This is a genomic window from Microcoleus sp. D2_18a_D3 (assembly GCF_036702455.1).
Lineage (GTDB): Bacteria > Cyanobacteriota > Cyanobacteriia > Cyanobacteriales > Microcoleaceae > Microcoleus.
The window spans coordinates 72521-88469 of the sequence record NZ_JAUBTK010000022.1 but is presented as its reverse complement, the minus strand read 5'-3'; the positions used below and the strand labels follow the sequence as shown (position 1 = coordinate 88469).

The following is a 15949-nucleotide window of genomic DNA, read 5'->3' as shown; positions in this document are numbered from 1 at the left end:
ATATTTTGGCGAACCTTAGCAATGATGTTAGAGTCTAGAATACATAGATAATGTTTTTTGTCAATGCGTAAGTCCTAATAAAATTAAAATTAGGGGTCAGTGCTTTTCACTTACCCCAGCCATTTTTTGTCCGCTTTTTAACAAACCAATTGCAGCAAGAACTCGCCACAAAAGGATCTCAATTGCTACTAGATAGCCTTGCCGGTACTCAGCGACAAAATCGTGAATACTCCCAGCAAATGACCTGCGCTCATGCAAGCCAAAAATGCCGGTACGCTAACATTGTTGAACAAAGACGGGAATGGCAAAGGCATTTTCGGCCCGACGTGGGGATACCAAATTCGGCGGCTGAGAACTAGCAATGCTAAGATATTGCAAACAAACATCACCAGAGGCTTTTGCCAATCTCCTGATGCTGTGTCAGTCACAGTCGATGCTACTACTGCCAGTAAATTTGAGTTAATCATCGTTGATGCTCCTATTTTTCATAAATTATCAGAAATGCTCGATGAGATTTCTTGCCAAAAATACAGCAGGGGCGATCGCCTTTACGCAATAAATATCTGTTGCTATTAATATTCACCGCGCCAGCGACAGCGCCCCCACCCATAATCATCGAATCACGGCAAGAAGTCTTTTAATGCCATTCAAAAGTAACGAAAGATACAAAGGGACAAAACCATACTCGCTGCCATTTGTAACTTTTAGCCTGTCTGGCAGTGGTGGCATTTTCTCACGCTGCCAGACAGGATAGACTGCTCGTCATTACTGAGCAATGTAGGTAGGCAGAAAGTGGAGAATGTCGCGCAGAACGCTATATCCAGCAGCATCCCAGAGCAAATAAGCTAAGAAACCGATCATCGCTAAGCGACCGTTCCAAAGTTCTGCTTGCGGGTTGAAGCCAAACAAAAAGGCATTCCGATCTTTGCCGTTGTAAGCATTAGCCGTAGGAGGCAGGTTAGTAGGACGAGTTTCCATGTTTTTACATTCCTTAACAATGTTCGCTTCTCATGGTAGCGACCTAATTTCTGCTTTGCTATCTGTCTCTAGGCTCAAGATACAGACAAGCCTAAAGGAGGATTTTGAAACAAAAAATAAAGTGTTAACTTTTGTTGCGCGAGATTTTTCAGCGATCGCCTGTATCTGTAGATACTAAATAAAACTAGAAGTTGAGATTGCTGCTGTGAAAAGCCCGATCGCCCCGTAGCGGCAAACAACGGCGCTGGTGACTCGACAATACTGAAGCCGCGCTCTGATAGAGGCAAGAAAATTTACTAAATTGGAACTTAAAACCCGAACACGATCGTCCTTGAGTTAACTAAAATAAGAGATAAACAGATCGATCGGGAGAAACAGTTATCGAAACCATCTACGGCAATCTTCAAGGTTTAAAGTCCAGCCAGCTCAAGCAACTCGAAAAGCTTTACCACCAGCGACTACCGGGCGATCGCATCACCACTGCAGAATTCGCCCAGCGCGTCGCAGCCATCAGCACGGAAATAGACAAACCAATCTGCACCTACATCAACCGTCGCGGACAAGTAATTCGCGTCGGCGTGGGTACACCCCGCCAAACGCAGATTGCGCCCCTAGAATTGCCCCGCTACGGGGGAGGTCGCCTCAGCGGCATTCGCTGCATCGCCACCCACCTAAAGCCAGAAACCCCAAGCGAAGCAGCCCTCACAGCAATGGCAATTCAGCGCCTGGATGCCCTGGTTTGGCTCACACTGACGGGGGGAGGATTTCAGCGCCGCGGGGGCGGTGCGACTGGTTACATCCAAGAAGCTTATCTCGCTCACCTAATACCCCAGGGAGATCAGCCAAATTTTGAGTTCTCTGTTTTGAGCGCTCAGTTAGAACCAGATTCAACTGATGAAATAGAAGAGCCTTCAATTCCAAAGTCACTAATCAAAACTCCACACTTTCCCTGGAAAATATCAGAACCGCTGAATTTGGACGAACTCGCTGACCAAGACTTTCTGGATTTGGTGGAAGGACTCGAAGCAGAGTTTGAAGCAGAGTTTGTCGCTAAGCAGGTCGATGCCGACCAAGACAAAGTGCTGTTGGTAGGTGTAATGACTCAGCACATGACTCAGTTGGAGTTTGAGGACGGGCTCGCAGAAATCACGCGCCTGGTTGAAAGCGCGGGGGGTCAGGTACTGCAAACAGTGCGCCAAAAACGATCGCGCCCCAATCCGCAGACAGTTGTCGGCGAAGGCAAAGTTCAGGAAATTTCCCTCGCCGCTCAGACGGTTAGCGCTAACCTCGTGGTATTCGATCGCGACCTGACCCCCGCACAAATACGGAACTTGGAAACTCAGATAGGTATCCGCGTAGTCGATCGAACAGAGGTAATTCTCGACATCTTTGCCCAAAGAGCTCGATCGAGCGAGGGTAAATTGCAAGTCGAACTCGCTCAGCTAGAGTACGCCCTGCCCCGGCTCAGAGGTCGCGGTCAGGCAATGTCGAGACAGGGTGGCGGCATCGGTACCAGAGGCCCAGGGGAAACCAAACTAGAAACCGAACGGCGGACGATCGCCAAACGCATTTCTCGATTGCAGCAAGAAGTAAATCAACTGCTGGCGCACCGCTTCCGGCTGCGGCAGAATCGGCATCATCACGAGGTACCCTCAGTGGCGATCGTTGGCTACACCAACGCCGGTAAATCTACTCTGCTCAACCTGCTCACAAATTCCGAAGTCTATGCCGCCGACCAGTTATTTGCCACCCTCGACCCCACAACTCGACGGTTAACCATTCCCGGCGTCACCGGGGAACCCCTGTCGATCGTCCTCACAGATACAGTGGGCTTTATTCGCGAACTGCCCCCCGCCTTGATCGACGCTTTCCGGGCTACCCTCGAAGAAGTCACTGACGCCGATGCTTTGCTGCACCTCGTCGATCTCTCCCATCCCGCGTGGCAGAGCCAAATTCGATCGGTGATGAATATTTTGACCGATATGCCCGTAACTCCCGGGCCAGCCCTTGTAGTTTTTAACAAAATTGATGCCGTAGATGGAGAAACTCTCGCCCTCGCGCGAGAAGAATTTCCTCAAGCAGTATTTATTTCGGCGGCCAAGGGTTTGGGGATGGAAACTCTCCGCGACCGATTAGCTCAGCTCATTCAATACGCCCTCTACCCTCGGTAAACACTTAAATATTCCTTTTGAATAGTTGACATCGGGGAATATACGTACATATACTGAGGACAGATATAGTCGAACTATGAGATTATAAAAGAGTAGTCAGATTGTGCATGGCAAAGTACAATACAGCAGCTCTATTTTGCGATCGGTTAAATAAATAATTTCCGGAGGCCGCGGTCAAGGTCAAAACACTCTTTGTTAATGGCTGTAAGGGCTGTTGGTTCAGAGGTTGCAAAAAGATGTTGCTTCACTCTGGCCCAACCACGGTACGCGACGTAAAGGTGAAAGAGAATAATATTATTATGAAAGTGTTTGGGCACTCACCTCAAGCGCTATACTATCTTTTACAGACGTCGGCCAGAGAATACATCCATTTATTGTAAGAACTCAAAAATCCTTGCCCGTCGTACAGCGCTAATCTCTAGGACTATTTCTATTTTTCGATTTTACCACTGTTTAACTAAATAGTTATGTGTACGCCACTGGCAAAACTAGCAATTGGACTCTCTGCCACAATGGCAACAGCGTTTTACTATCTAGCTGCCGCCCCTCCGGCTTCAGCACAAGATGTGTGTGGGCCTGGAAATTATTCTCCTGTCTGTTTCCCCAGCCCGCCACCACCACCCCCCAACCCGGAACCCGACCCGCCGCCCGAACCGCCGGCGACCCAGCCGAGTTTGTCCCAAATATACACAGGCACACCTTCGAGAAACTCAACTGCTATTCCTGAACCGGGTACTGCGATCGCAGTCCTAGTGACAGGTGCAGGAATGATCTGTTCGTGCAGAAAGCGAAACAAGCAGGTTGGTCCGCAGCGCTAGGCAGGCTGATGACCAACCTGTTTGCCTTTACAATGTCTCCGTTTTTTTAAGCGTGGGTATTTGTTTACTTAATATATAAAAAATAAAAAATTGTATAAAAAATAACTGGACACCTAGCTTGTGCGCTGCAAATAGAGCTGGATGTTGAAGGAAGAAAGCTATAGCGACTTCAGTCAGGGTAAAAAGAAGGAAGAAGGCAAATGCACTTCCCGGCAAGGGTTTCAGCAATCAATAACCTCCGGTGCAACAGATAAGGTTGCTATATATAATAAAAATTAAAATATAAAAATTAAAATATATATAAAAATTAAAATAAGATTGGTTAAGATCAATCCTTCGGACAGTTTTGGATAGCCAACCTTAGAATAAGGGTTTCAAGGCTCCAAGGCAAGTTCGCTACAAACGAAAAATCGAGGGTTTCAGCCTAGGAACTAAAAACAGTCCGCACTATGGTTAAGATTACAATTAAAAAATATTCTTATTGTTTGAGCGTCCCATGACCCCTAAAGTAGAAATTTACACTTGGAGAACCTGCCCGTTTTGCATTCGTGCCAAAGCACTGCTGAAACGAAAAGGGGTTGATTTTACAGAGTACGCGATCGACGGAGATGAAGCAGCACGGGCTCAAATGAGCGATCGAGCCAACGGAGGCCGCACCCTGCCACAAATATTCATTAACGACCAACACATAGGCGGCTGCGACGAAATGCACAAACTCGATGCTCTAGGCCAGCTAGACCCCCTGCTAGCAGCAAAATGAGGCATTCCCTGTCGAATTTTCCGTTAGCCCAAATTTTCCTGCGACCAATTCTTAATTTTAATTGACAATGAAATTTGCATTCATCATCGATCCCCTCGCGCGACTAATTCCAGGACACGATACCAGCGTAGCCCTGATGGAGGCAGCTCAAGAGTTGGGTCACGAAGTGTGGGCGACTCAAGCCAACGAACTAAGCGTCATCGGCGGCAAAACCTGGGCAATGCTCAGTCGGGTAGCCCTCACCCCAGTAAAAGTGGTAGAGGGACGCTGGGAGGCGGCTGAGGCTTGGTACCAGGTAGAACATCCTACTTTGCAGCCTCTCGAAGCAATGGACGCAGTATTTATGCGGACAGACCCCCCAGTCAACATTCCTTACCTATACGCTACTTACCTTCTAGACGGCATCGATCCGGCTAAAACTTTGGTAGTTAACAGTCCCAAAGGATTGCGGGCGGCGAATGAAAAGATGTATGCTTTGCAATTTGAGGGAGCGATCCCCGAAACAATTGTTTCTCAAAACAAGCAGGTAATTCGGCAATTTGTTGAGAAAAAAGGAGCGGCAGTTCTTAAACCCTTGGGCGGCAAAGCTGGGGAGGGGATTTTATTTTTGGAAGCGGACGATCGCAATCTCAACTCCCTGGTCGAAATTAGCACTCAACAAGGGCAAATTCCAGTGATGGTTCAGACTTATCTGCCGGAAGCCAAAGAGGGAGATAAGCGGATTATATTGTTGGACGGTAAACCCATCGGTGCTATCAACCGCATTCCCACCGGCAATGAATTTCGAGGCAACATGGCCGTCGGCGGCCGAGTCGCCAAAACCGAAATTACCGATCGCGAACGGCAAATTTGCACTCAGTTAGAACCCGTGCTGCAACGGGACGGACTGTACTTTGTCGGCATTGATATCATTGGCGGTTATCTCACGGAAGTTAATGTCACCAGCCCTACAGGGATCAGAGAAATTGACTTGTTTGACGGCGTTAGTTTGGGCAAACAAGTAATTGAATGGGTGGAGAAGGAAGAAGGAAGAAGGAAGAAGGAAGAAGGATGAGGGAAGAAGGAAAGCACGACACAGATTAGGACACGGATACACGGATTAATTATCGAGCGTCAGGCGGATGTTGAAGTCATTAGTTATTTGTTAGTTGCTACCAATGCCCGATGCCCGATGCCCGATGCCCAATTCCAAATTCCAAATTTCAAATTACCAATTCCAAATTATTAAATTATGTCAAAAATTGGCGTTGCAGTAGTCGGTACCGGTTTCGGTCAAAAAGTACACATTCCCGGATTCCAGGCCCATCACCGGACAGAGGTTGTAGCTGTTTACCACCGGAATTTAGACAAAGCAAAGGATCTCGCCTCTACCTACAATATCCCCTACGCTTGCGACTCGATCGCAGATATAGTAGCGATCCCAGAAGTGGCGGGCGTCAGCATTTCCACACCGCCCTTTTTGCATTTTGAAATGGCAAAAACCGTCTTGGAAGCAGGCAAGCATTTATTATTAGAAAAACCCACCGCCCTGACAGCAAATGAAGCCAGGGAACTTTACCGATTGGCAAACAACGAATCTCAAACCCAGCTTAAAAATGGTGGTTCGAGAGCAATTGCCACAATGGACTTTGAGTTTCGCTTCATCCCCGCATGGCAAATGCTAGCAGAATTATTGGCAGCAGAATATGTGGGAGAAAAGCGTTTAATTAAAATTGATTGGCTGGTATCGAGCCGTGCTGATGCCAGTCGCCCTTGGAATTGGTACGCGCAAAAAGAGCGAGGCGGCGGCGTTTTGGGCGCGACTGGTTCTCACGTTTTTGATTATATTAGCTGGCTGTTCGGCCCGCCCCAAAGGCTTTCTGGGCAATTGATTACAGGAATTTCGCGGCGGCCCGATCCGAATGATTCGGGAAATTTAAAATTAGTTGATGCAGATGATTCTTGCACGTTGATGTTGGAATTAGCCGGGGGAACGCCTTGTCAAGTTTGTTTGAGTTCTGTTACTTATCAAGGGCGGGGACACTGGGTGGAAATATACGGGAGTAAGGGTACGTTGGTGTTAGGAAGCGACAACCAGCAAGATTACGTCCACGGATTTCGCTTGTGGGGTTCCCAAGGTGGAGAACCTTTAGCTGAAATCAAAATTCCTCAAAGATTGGAGTTTCCTAAAGTTTATCCAGACGGGAGAATTGCACCGTTTATTCGAGTAGTAGATAGGTGGGTTGAAGCAATAGATGCCGGTAAATCCTTGATACCGTCCCTCAGAGAAGGGGTTTACTCGCAGTTGTTGATGGATTTGACCCAGGAGTCGAATGCTACGGGGACTTGGGTAGATTTACCGAGTATAGATAAATTTTTGGGCACTAAGTAAAAGTACAAACTCCCAAAGCAATCTCTCGCACTCGATCGCACCCCAAACCCGATAAACTACAAATAGAGAAACTCAATCCCACCCTATATCCAGAGTCGGTAGTTGTCAGTAACTCAGGGCTAAAGCCACTGAGCTTGTAAGAGCGATCGAGCAAGCTGTACTGACCAGCCTAAGCCTTAACTGGCTACGTTATTTAGGTCACGACACCCTGGGATGCGAAGCTAGTCCCTTGCTCTGTCGCTAGTAGTTAAACAGCCTTAAAGTCACTGAGGCAGTGCTGCCAGCCTAACAAGCCTCTATAACATTGGCGAAGCTAACATTACCCCGCAAGGGAGATCGAGGCAACCATACCTCACCAGAGGGGCAACCATACCCCTCTACCCCGCAAGGGGATTCAAAGCGATTGAAATCGCCGGGTCGTTTTCCTCTCAGGACTAAAGTCTCTGAGCTTCCCACTTACCGAGCTTTTTTGTGAATGGCGCGCCCTGAAAGTCCTTGCCTCAGTATAGCGATCGCTCGCCTGAGAACCGCTGGGGCAAACCATTTTGCCACTTGGGTTCTACAAGCTCCCTATCCCAGCGGGTACGTTCACCACGATTGTATGTGGCCCGATACCCTCTCCCAATCATGGAAAGCTTGGCAGGAAATGTTTTCGCCCTCCGGGACAATTCACGAATTGCCCCTAAATCCTGATGGCAGTTTCGTCTCGGCGGAAAACAACCAGAATATACTGGCAGAAATTGAACAACGAATACCGACGCCCTCAGTGCCGCTCCACCTCGGTCAACAGGGGTGGGGCGACAAGGGGGATCAGCATCCGCCTCGGCCACCGGCAAGCTACAGCAGTCGCCTGATGCAGCATTTGGGGATTAATCTTTGGCAGTGGCTGTTTGAAGGGCCGATTCAGGGTAGTCTCCAGGAAAGTAAAGGTATCGCGATCGGGCAAAATCTACCCCTGCGAGTGCGCTTAGACTTGCGCGAACCGTATTTAATTGCTTTGCCTTGGGAAATTATGCAGCCTCAAGCCGGTCAACCGGCAATTTCTCTGTCGCAGCAACTGTTTTTCAGCCGCACTACCAGCAATGTTGAACCTTTGCCACCCCTGCATCCTGCGGACTCGCTCAACATTTTGCTAGTTTTAGGACAAGCAGAACCCGGCCGCGGTGCTAATTCTCAATTTTCCAGCAGCAACAACCGTCATTTGCAGTTGGAAGCAGAAGCAATTGCCCTAGCTGGGGTTCTCGAAAGCGCTTTTCAAACCGACGACAGCGGCAAATATTCTGACATCAGCGTTCCGACTCGTGTCGATACTCTAATCGAACCTACTCCGGCGGAACTCATTTCTCGGCTGGAAACGCAAGGTTACAACATTCTGTTCTACGCCGGCCACGGGATACCGGGCCCCGACGGCGGTTTGCTGTTTTTGGGGCCGGAAACGGTGATTAATGGCACTGAACTAGCTCAGGTTTTAGTTCGGTGCCGCGTGACGCTGGCGGTGTTTAATGCCTGCTGGGGAGCTCAGCCGGCGGTGGAGAGGCTGCACTCAACTAACGGCCAGCAACAGGCGATCGCCCGCAGCAGTTTGGCTGAGGTACTGATCCATCACGGGGTGCCTGCGGTGTTGGGGATGCGGGACTCGATCGCCGATCGCGAGGCCCTGAGTTTTATCCAAAGTTTTGCCCAAGCTTTGGCCGGACGGATGTCGATCGATCGGGCAGTCGCCGTCGCCAGACAGCAGTTACTGACGCTCTACAAGTTCAATCAACCGGCTTGGACGCTGCCTGTGCTGTATATGCACCCTGAGTTTGACGGTCAGCTAACTGAGCCGGTAGATGACCTAAAAACTGAATTGCCTTTAAATTCTTCTACTTGGCTGGGACGGTTGCCGTCTTGTGCTTATTTGCGGGGGCGCGATCGACCAAATGCCAAATCCACCGAATCGACCAATCAGGTTTGGCCGATTCGCGCAGGTATGGTTCGAGTCGGACGCTGGGAAGAAAACGACGTAGTGATTCGAGAACAGTGGGTTTCTCAAAAACACGCCGAGATTTTCTGCCGAAACACTATCGGAGATAGCCGGGAAGAACCTAGCTACTTCCTGCGCGATTTTTCTCGCTACGGGACTCTAGTTTTGGGATCTGAGGGATGGCAGAGAGTTCACCACCAAGAATTGCTGCTACGCAGCGGGACTCAGCTAAAATTTGGCAGTTCTCAAGGTCAGATTTTTGAGTTCACTATTGAGGTTCCTAAAACTTCGGGGTACAGTGAGACTGATTGCGGAACGAATTAAGGTGCGGGTGTAGCTAATGAAGACAAGCGGCGAGTGGCACAGCAAAGTTCTGTTGAGTCTCCAGTCTGAATTTAAAAGAGTTATTTACCACTGATAGCTCGCAACTAGCTCTTGGCACAGTCCCCCCTCTGTCTTTTCCTTTTCCTACTTAGGTATTACATCATGGCTACCCAATCTGCTGATTCTGAATATTTTCGCGACTCTCAAACTCAGGCCCAGATGGAACTTCTCGCCACAATTGTTCAGACTGATGTTGCTTATCCCTGGAATCCTGCACAGCTTGAATCGGAATATTATTTAACTGCCCTAGAGCAGGAATTTGCGCTATCTGATTCATTCAGCGACAGCGATATTGCCCTGAAGTCCCAAGTTTTATTCTCGCAATTAGAACAAGTTTGGCTGACGACTGCTCTGCAAAAGTCTTTGCGCGAGAAATTTGCTCGCGTTCCTCAAGATTTTCTGGCCCGCATCGCTCAAAGCGTGCAAAACGCAACTGTTAAGTATCAATCTTTAGCTGACCAAATGGTAGAGTGCGTCTTAGATATTTTGCCTCAGTGGGCTGAGGAAGATTTGCAGGTGTTGGCACGTCCTTTGGCTTATGCCATGCGAGATGTGGATTCGGAAGGGGGGGAATTGGTCATGGCGACTAAAAGACCTTGGGCCCAATTGTCGGAAATAGAACAAGCCAGAGTTAGTTTGGCTGTCGCCCGCTATGCAATCTCGCAATTAGAAATTGCTGATTAGTTCTGTGATGGCTGGGTTTTTGTGCTGCAATAGCGGTAATTTTTTTAAAATTAATATAAAATTAATCTACCTTTAGTTAGATGTCAAATTCGTCTAATTGTTAAATCAAATAGGATTGCTATATCAGACTATAGCAATCCTATTTGATTTGTAGACAAGATAATTTTTTTTTGAACTATAGCAAACGCGCCCGACGGTTAGGACTCAGATGTGGGATCATTTTCAATCAGCTTTTTATGGGCGGCGTCGCAGAAACGGCCCACAAGAAATATTTTTTAATTGTGGAACAGGCCCGAAAGCCTGTTGCTGACATTGCTGAAATCCTTGCCGAAGATTGCTTCTGATATCTTTTCCGGTTGGGTGGGAATGATAAAGTCAAGGTCGCGCAATTCCACATTCCCCCACTCCCCACTCCCCACTCCCCATCATAAAGAGTGTTACCGCAATTGATATGAATTCTCTCCTCGGTAACTCAAGCCTTCTTCCTTCTTCCTTCTGCTATATTTGGCCAGGTTTGGACTCGCTAAGCAGTTTGGCAACAGCAAGCAAGATGAATTATCATACAAGGGTCAGAATGTTAAAAAATGTAAAAATAGTAATTGGGGTGTGTCGGAATTTTCAACTGAATTAAAAAGTGGACAGCAGGAAACCCTTACTGTTGCAGGCACGATCGGGACTTTAAAATTATTTTATGACAACTTCAAGATTTGATCTTCAAGACTTGAAACGCCGCTTTTGGCGGATTTCGCGGGTGCGGGCGGCAACGCTAGTCGTGTTGGGGGCAGTTGCTTTCGCAGGTGCGATCGCCGGGGCCTGGTTTGCCGGTGAAGGTACAGTCAGCGGTATTTTTGCCACAATCAACATTTGGCAGCAAAACCCGCCTGTGTGGCTGCAAGTGCCTGCTACGAGCAAGATGTATTTGTTAGTGCCGACTTTTATGCTGGTTTCGGCCGCTTTAGCAGCAATTAAAATTTCGCCTCAACCGCAGAAATGGTCGCGCGCTGTGGTAGTTGCAATAATTCTAGCTTTAACCATTCGCTACGTTTTATGGCGATCGCTCGCTACTCTAAATTTAACCGATCCCCTCAACGGTATCTTTAGTTTAGGGCTGTTTTTCCTAGAAATGCTACTGGTTTTCAACACCAGTATTCAAATGTATTTAATGCTGAGAATGAAAGACCGGCGTCGAGAAGCCGATCGCATGGCAGTTGCAGTTGAAGCTGGAAACTTCACCCCGCCAGTAGATATTTTTATCCCAACTTACAACGAACCGGCTTTTATTTTACGGCGCAGTGTAATCGGCTGTCAAGCTTTAGATTATCCCCACAAAAAAGTATATTTGCTCGACGATACCAAGCGCCCTGAAATCAAGTTGCTGGCAAAAGAACTGGGATGCGAGTATATAACCAGACCCGATAATATTCACGCCAAAGCTGGAAACATCAATCATGCCACAGCCCTAACTAATGGAGAACTAATTGTAGTTTTCGATGCAGATTTTATTCCCACTAAAAACTTTTTAACTCGAACAGTTGGATTTTTTCAAAATCCCGAAATCGCCCTCGTTCAAACACCGCAAAGCTTTTACAACCACGACCCCATCTCCCGTAATTTAGGTTTAGAAAATGTGATCGCGCCGGAAGAAGAAATTTTTTACAGGCAAATTGAAATTATCAAAGACAGCGCCGACAGCGTGGTTTGTTGCGGAACATCTTTTGTAGTTAGGCGGAGTGCTTTAGAAACAGCGGGAGGCTTGGTCACAGATTCAATCTGCGAAGATTATTTTACCGGAATTCGGCTGTCAGCAAGTGGATATCGCTTAGTTTATTTAGATGAAAAATTGAGTGCGGGTTTGGCGGCTGAAAATATAGAGGCTCATCTAAATCAAAGGCTACGCTGGGCGCGAGGCACGCTTCAGGCATTTTTTATTGATTCCAATCCTTTAACAATTCGCGGTCTTACATTCGTACAAAGGCTATCTCATTTGGAAGGATTGCTGCACTGGTTTACCAGTTTAACCAAGGTGTTATATCTGTTGATACCTTTAGCTTATTCATTTCTAGGCATAATTCCTTTGCGGGCAAGTGCGCCGGAATTGCTGTACTTTTTCCTGCCTTACTATTTGGTGCAACTTACTGTGTTTTCTTGGCTGAACCGCAGATCGGGATCGGCTTTACTTTCCGATATTTATTCGTTCGTCCAGTGTATTCCTTTAGCGGTGACGGTAGTGAGTTCCCTGCTGAATCCCTTTGGGAAAGGGTTTCAGGTGACGCCAAAAGGAATTGCGAGCGATCGCTTTCGTTTTAACTGGAATTTGGGATGGCCTTTGATTGTCTTGTTCGCAGCTACAGCATTCAGTTTATGGCACAATTTAAACATTAATTTAGTGAAAAATGTAGGCACCGTACAGTCAATATCAGAAAGTGCACATTTGTTGTCAAAAGGAATGAGTTTGGGATGGGTTTGGAGCGCGTACAACCTGCTGATGATCGGGATTGCCTTACTAATTTTGGTGGATATTCCTAAGCCGGACATTTACGAATGGTTCAATTTACGCAGGGTGGTACAATTAAATATTGGCGGTAAAAGTTTTTGGGGTATAACTACTGTAATTTCGGAAAGTGGCGCTGAAGTTGCTCTGACGCAGTGGCCAAGTTTTGCGGTGAAAGGTAAAGGTAGTAAAGAGAGTTTGACCCCAGCAGAGATTTGGCCAAAATATGCCGTTCAGACAAGTTTATGGCCGGGTAAAATAAAAGCTCTCTCTCGCAGTGCGGCAGTCAAAGCAAGCAGATCCGTAGCGCCGTCTGTTGTTGAGTTGGGCACTGAGCGTCCTTTGGCCCAAGGTTTGATTGATTGCGATTCGGCGACTATGAAAATTATGGAAGAGAACTGTTTTATTCCTGTGGCTAAGATTGAGTTGGTGAGCGATAAATCTCAGTTGGAGTCGAGTTTTGGGGATGGAAAAGACGGCAGTTTTGTGGAATTTCCCACTGTGCGAATTGCGTTCGATCGCCTGAACATTAGCCAGCACCGCTGTTTGATCGAAATGCTGTACTGTCGCCCGGGCCAGTGGCAGCGGCAGGAAACTCCCGGAGAATGGCGATCGCTGTGGCTGTTGTTGAGAATTGCTTTGAAACCGAGGGCTGTTTTTGAGAGGAATAGGGCAGTTAGGCCGATCGGAGTTTCGCAACTTTAGATCGAGTTTCTCCTCGTTGGGAATTTTTCACCGCAGAGATAGCAATCCTTGCGGGAGTCGTAAATTTTTTACCCCGCCCCAACCCTCCCCGAACCCGCGCAGGGCTGTTTCATTCTCTTGTAGGGGCAATCCCTCGTGAAGAGCCCCGATATCTGAAGCCCCGATCCGCTCGTCTATGGGCTAAGCGGGCACTCTTGTCACCGCCCCTACAAAACCCTGGTTTTCCGTAGGGGCAATCCCCCCGTGGTTGCCCCGAAACAGCAACGTGCTAATTCAACTCCTTCTACTCGCATCCCAAATCCTGAAGCTGAATTTATCGAAACTCGCGGCGGTTTGATGCGCCGGGGTGTTTGCGTGGTCGGATTTTTAATGTCAATCGACCCGCCCGATCGATAAAAGTGCGATCGCCCAAGCTATTTTTAAACTGAATAACAACAGGGAATGGTGATTAGCTATGATGGCAAGTCTCTCGGCGCGCTGCTATGGGGGCGATCGCGATTTAGATGCGATCGCCCATTTAATCAATACTTGCGAAGAAGTCGATCGGCTCGATGAAGGCACTTCCATCTCGGAACTACAACAAGAATTTAACGCACCGTCCCTAGATTTAGCACGCGATATCCGCCTTTGGGAAGATGCGGAGGGAAAATTAATCGGTTTTGCTCAGTTGTCGGTTTCTGAGCCTGGGGAAGTAATTGACGGTTGGCTGTGGTTTCGCGTCTACCCCGACGCGCGCGGAGGCGATGTGGAAGCAGCCGCGATCGCCTGGGGTGAAGTGCGGATGCGCGAAGTGTCTGCGATGCGGGGCGCGCGCGTGAAACTGCGAACCTACGCGCGCGCGGAGGATTGCGATCGCATTTCTGTGCTGACAAGTTGCGGTTTTAAGGTCGATCGCTATTTTTACCGAATGGCGCGATCGCTCTCTGAACCAATACCTGAACCGCAATTCCCCGAAGGTTTTGCCCTCATTCAGTTCCCCGGCGAAGAGGATGCGGCAGCTTGGGTAGAAATGTTCAACCAGTCGTTTATCGATCACTGGAATCATCACGATTTAACGGTAGATAAATTTAAGCACCAGTTAGCTAAACCCGATTACAGAAATGATTTAGACTTGATTGCTGTTGCTGATGATGGCACATTTGTCAGTTTTTGTTACTGCGAGATTAGTGTGGAAAAGTGCGATCGTACCGGGCGCAATGAAGGCTGGATTGCTTGTCTCGGCACTAGGCGCGGCTTCCGCAAAATGGGATTGGGACGAGCGATGTTGCTCGCTGGTTTGCATCGGCTCAAAGCTGCCGGTGTCGCTACTGCTATTCTCGGCGTCGATGCTGAAAATTCATCAGGTGCATTGCATCTTTACGAGTCTGCTGGCTTCCACAATATTCGCGATAGCATTTCTTATGTTAAGGATGTTTAATCGATATTTTTTGGTGAAACAACCCGGTTTCTGGCTACCCGTGCATAAGTCCTATCTAATTATGGGCGGGCTCTCCTGCCCAACCCCTACTCCCCACAATCAAATTCACAGGCGGGCAGGATGCCCACCCCACAATCAAATTCATTCTTTGTGGAACAGGCATCTTGCCTGTTCCTGACAATAGTGCGAGATATGCGATCTAAAAAAACTTTTGCTACCCCCTTGACAGCCATGTAGTATTTATGTAGTATGTAGATAGGGAAAGCGCAGGACAAGCAAAAACCTGTATTTTTCATGCAAATTCTGAACCTTGACAACTGAATAAACGCTCAAAATTTCAAGGAACATCAATTTGGAAGTCTTGCAATACAGACTCGATGGTCATGTTGTTACTTTATACGAGACTGTTCGGTTACAAACTGACTCGACCAGAGTCAGATGCTGTAGGAAATCAGTCTCATTTCAATGAATTTCATGCGGATTCAGAACAGACAAGTTCGGCCAGATTTCAAGCAACCAAAAAGGCTGAGGAAATCCGCAAAATCAAACAAGCTTATCATTTAGAACGGCGTTTTTTTCAGTAAAGATTATCATATCTCGTGAATCTTTACCGATACTGGCAATTTGCTAAGTCTCACAAAAAGCCAAATTCGAGAGCAGATAAGCTACCAATTCCAAATCCAAAATTGCTCTAGGAGGTATCGGTAATGGTTCACATTCGTTTTGAAGGACGTTCCTATGACTTGGCGGAAAACCAACTGGGTATCGCGGCAGGAATGAGCGACAAGGCTATTAAGGAACGTCTGGCAAATCATTTTGATGTCAAGGGATCTCGCTTCGAGTCTTACGTACTCGATCGCCGTCCCAGCGGTGATTTAATTGTCCGCCCAGAAGCCGTTTACGGCTAGAAATTAACTTAAAGCAGGTATTAGGCAGCGCACCCCAACTAAAGAAGCTTACACACTGGAAACGTTCAACATAAAATCCAATTGTAGGTTCAATTCCTACCGGCCCCTCGGCTGAAAAAAAGCTTCTCTGACTTGTGCGCTGCCTTTTATAGCTGAATTTTTTATATCTTTCAGGCGCTTAAAAGTTCCACTTCGCGCCCCAACAAAGGAAGCTTACATACTAGCTCATTGGTAGAGCATTTCTCTTTAAAAGAAAAGGTCGCGGGTTCAACTCCTGCGTATGTGCCAACGGCTTT

At 47.6% G+C, this 15949-nt stretch carries 16 protein-coding genes; 12 read left to right on the top strand and 4 right to left on the bottom strand.

Annotated elements, in window-relative coordinates:
* Positions 1–188 precede the first annotated feature (188 nt).
* The 3 genes from QUB06_RS13220 to QUB06_RS13210 form a co-directional block, all read right to left on the bottom strand.
* Complete coding sequence (locus tag QUB06_RS13220) at positions 189–467, bottom strand: Photosystem I reaction center subunit PsaK (RefSeq protein WP_333435631.1); 279 nt, start codon at positions 465–467, stop codon at positions 189–191.
* Between the two features lie 298 nt (positions 468–765).
* On the bottom strand, positions 766–978 hold the full coding sequence (locus QUB06_RS13215) for a chlorophyll a/b-binding protein (protein ID WP_333041855.1): 213 nt from the start codon (positions 976–978) through the stop codon (positions 766–768).
* A gap of 74 nt (positions 979–1052) precedes the next feature.
* Positions 1053–1265, bottom strand: coding sequence for a hypothetical protein (locus QUB06_RS13210; protein WP_333435630.1), 213 nt, complete (start codon positions 1263–1265; stop codon positions 1053–1055).
* A 291-nt stretch (positions 1266–1556) separates the two neighbouring features.
* Here QUB06_RS13210 and hflX point away from each other — a divergent pair, with 291 nt between their 5' ends.
* Positions 1557–3149, top strand: a complete 1593-nt coding sequence (hflX, locus tag QUB06_RS13205; protein WP_333435629.1) for a GTPase HflX — start codon at positions 1557–1559, stop codon at positions 3147–3149.
* A 583-nt stretch (positions 3150–3732) separates the two neighbouring features.
* On the opposite strand, the gene QUB06_RS13200 is transcribed toward hflX, so the two are convergent.
* Positions 3733–3945, bottom strand: a complete 213-nt coding sequence (locus tag QUB06_RS13200; protein WP_333435628.1) for a hypothetical protein — start codon at positions 3943–3945, stop codon at positions 3733–3735.
* A gap of 518 nt (positions 3946–4463) precedes the next feature.
* Between QUB06_RS13200 and grxC the strand changes: the two genes are divergently transcribed.
* From grxC to QUB06_RS13145, 11 genes are all read left to right on the top strand, one after another.
* On the top strand, positions 4464–4727 hold the full coding sequence (gene grxC, locus QUB06_RS13195) for a glutaredoxin 3 (protein ID WP_333106127.1): 264 nt from the start codon (positions 4464–4466) through the stop codon (positions 4725–4727).
* A 67-nt stretch (positions 4728–4794) separates the two neighbouring features.
* Positions 4795–5781, top strand: coding sequence for a glutathione synthase (gshB, locus tag QUB06_RS13190; RefSeq protein WP_333435627.1), 987 nt, complete (start codon positions 4795–4797; stop codon positions 5779–5781).
* A 177-nt stretch (positions 5782–5958) separates the two neighbouring features.
* The gene (locus tag QUB06_RS13185; protein ID WP_333435626.1) at positions 5959–7098 is read left to right on the top strand and encodes a Gfo/Idh/MocA family oxidoreductase; all 1140 of its coding nucleotides are present in this window, start codon (positions 5959–5961) and stop codon (positions 7096–7098) included.
* A 475-nt stretch (positions 7099–7573) separates the two neighbouring features.
* Positions 7574–9388 carry a CHAT domain-containing protein gene (locus QUB06_RS13180; protein ID WP_333435625.1) on the top strand — a complete coding sequence of 605 codons (1815 nt, stop codon included), beginning with the start codon at positions 7574–7576 and terminating at the stop codon, positions 9386–9388.
* Between the two features lie 162 nt (positions 9389–9550).
* Positions 9551–10132 carry a hypothetical protein gene (locus QUB06_RS13175; RefSeq protein ID WP_333435624.1) on the top strand — a complete coding sequence of 194 codons (582 nt, stop codon included), beginning with the start codon at positions 9551–9553 and terminating at the stop codon, positions 10130–10132.
* 170 nt (positions 10133–10302) lie between these two features.
* Positions 10303–10476, top strand: a complete 174-nt coding sequence (locus QUB06_RS13170; RefSeq protein WP_333435623.1) for a hypothetical protein — start codon at positions 10303–10305, stop codon at positions 10474–10476.
* Between the two features lie 347 nt (positions 10477–10823).
* A complete protein-coding gene (locus tag QUB06_RS13165; protein ID WP_333435622.1) occupies positions 10824–13328 on the top strand; it encodes a glycosyltransferase family 2 protein in 2505 nt (834 codons plus the stop codon).
* Positions 13329–13571: 243 nt separating this feature from the next.
* Complete coding sequence (locus tag QUB06_RS13160) at positions 13572–13724, top strand: hypothetical protein (protein WP_333435621.1); 153 nt, start codon at positions 13572–13574, stop codon at positions 13722–13724.
* Positions 13725–13782: 58 nt separating this feature from the next.
* Positions 13783–14745, top strand: coding sequence for a GNAT family N-acetyltransferase (locus tag QUB06_RS13155; protein WP_333435620.1), 963 nt, complete (start codon positions 13783–13785; stop codon positions 14743–14745).
* Positions 14746–15122: 377 nt separating this feature from the next.
* Positions 15123–15329 carry a radical SAM protein gene (locus QUB06_RS13150; protein WP_333435619.1) on the top strand — a complete coding sequence of 69 codons (207 nt, stop codon included), beginning with the start codon at positions 15123–15125 and terminating at the stop codon, positions 15327–15329.
* 123 nt (positions 15330–15452) lie between these two features.
* Positions 15453–15653 (top strand): hypothetical protein, encoded by a 201-nt coding sequence (locus QUB06_RS13145; RefSeq protein ID WP_333184028.1) that lies wholly within the window; start codon positions 15453–15455, stop codon positions 15651–15653.
* Positions 15654–15949: the final 296 nt, after the last annotated feature.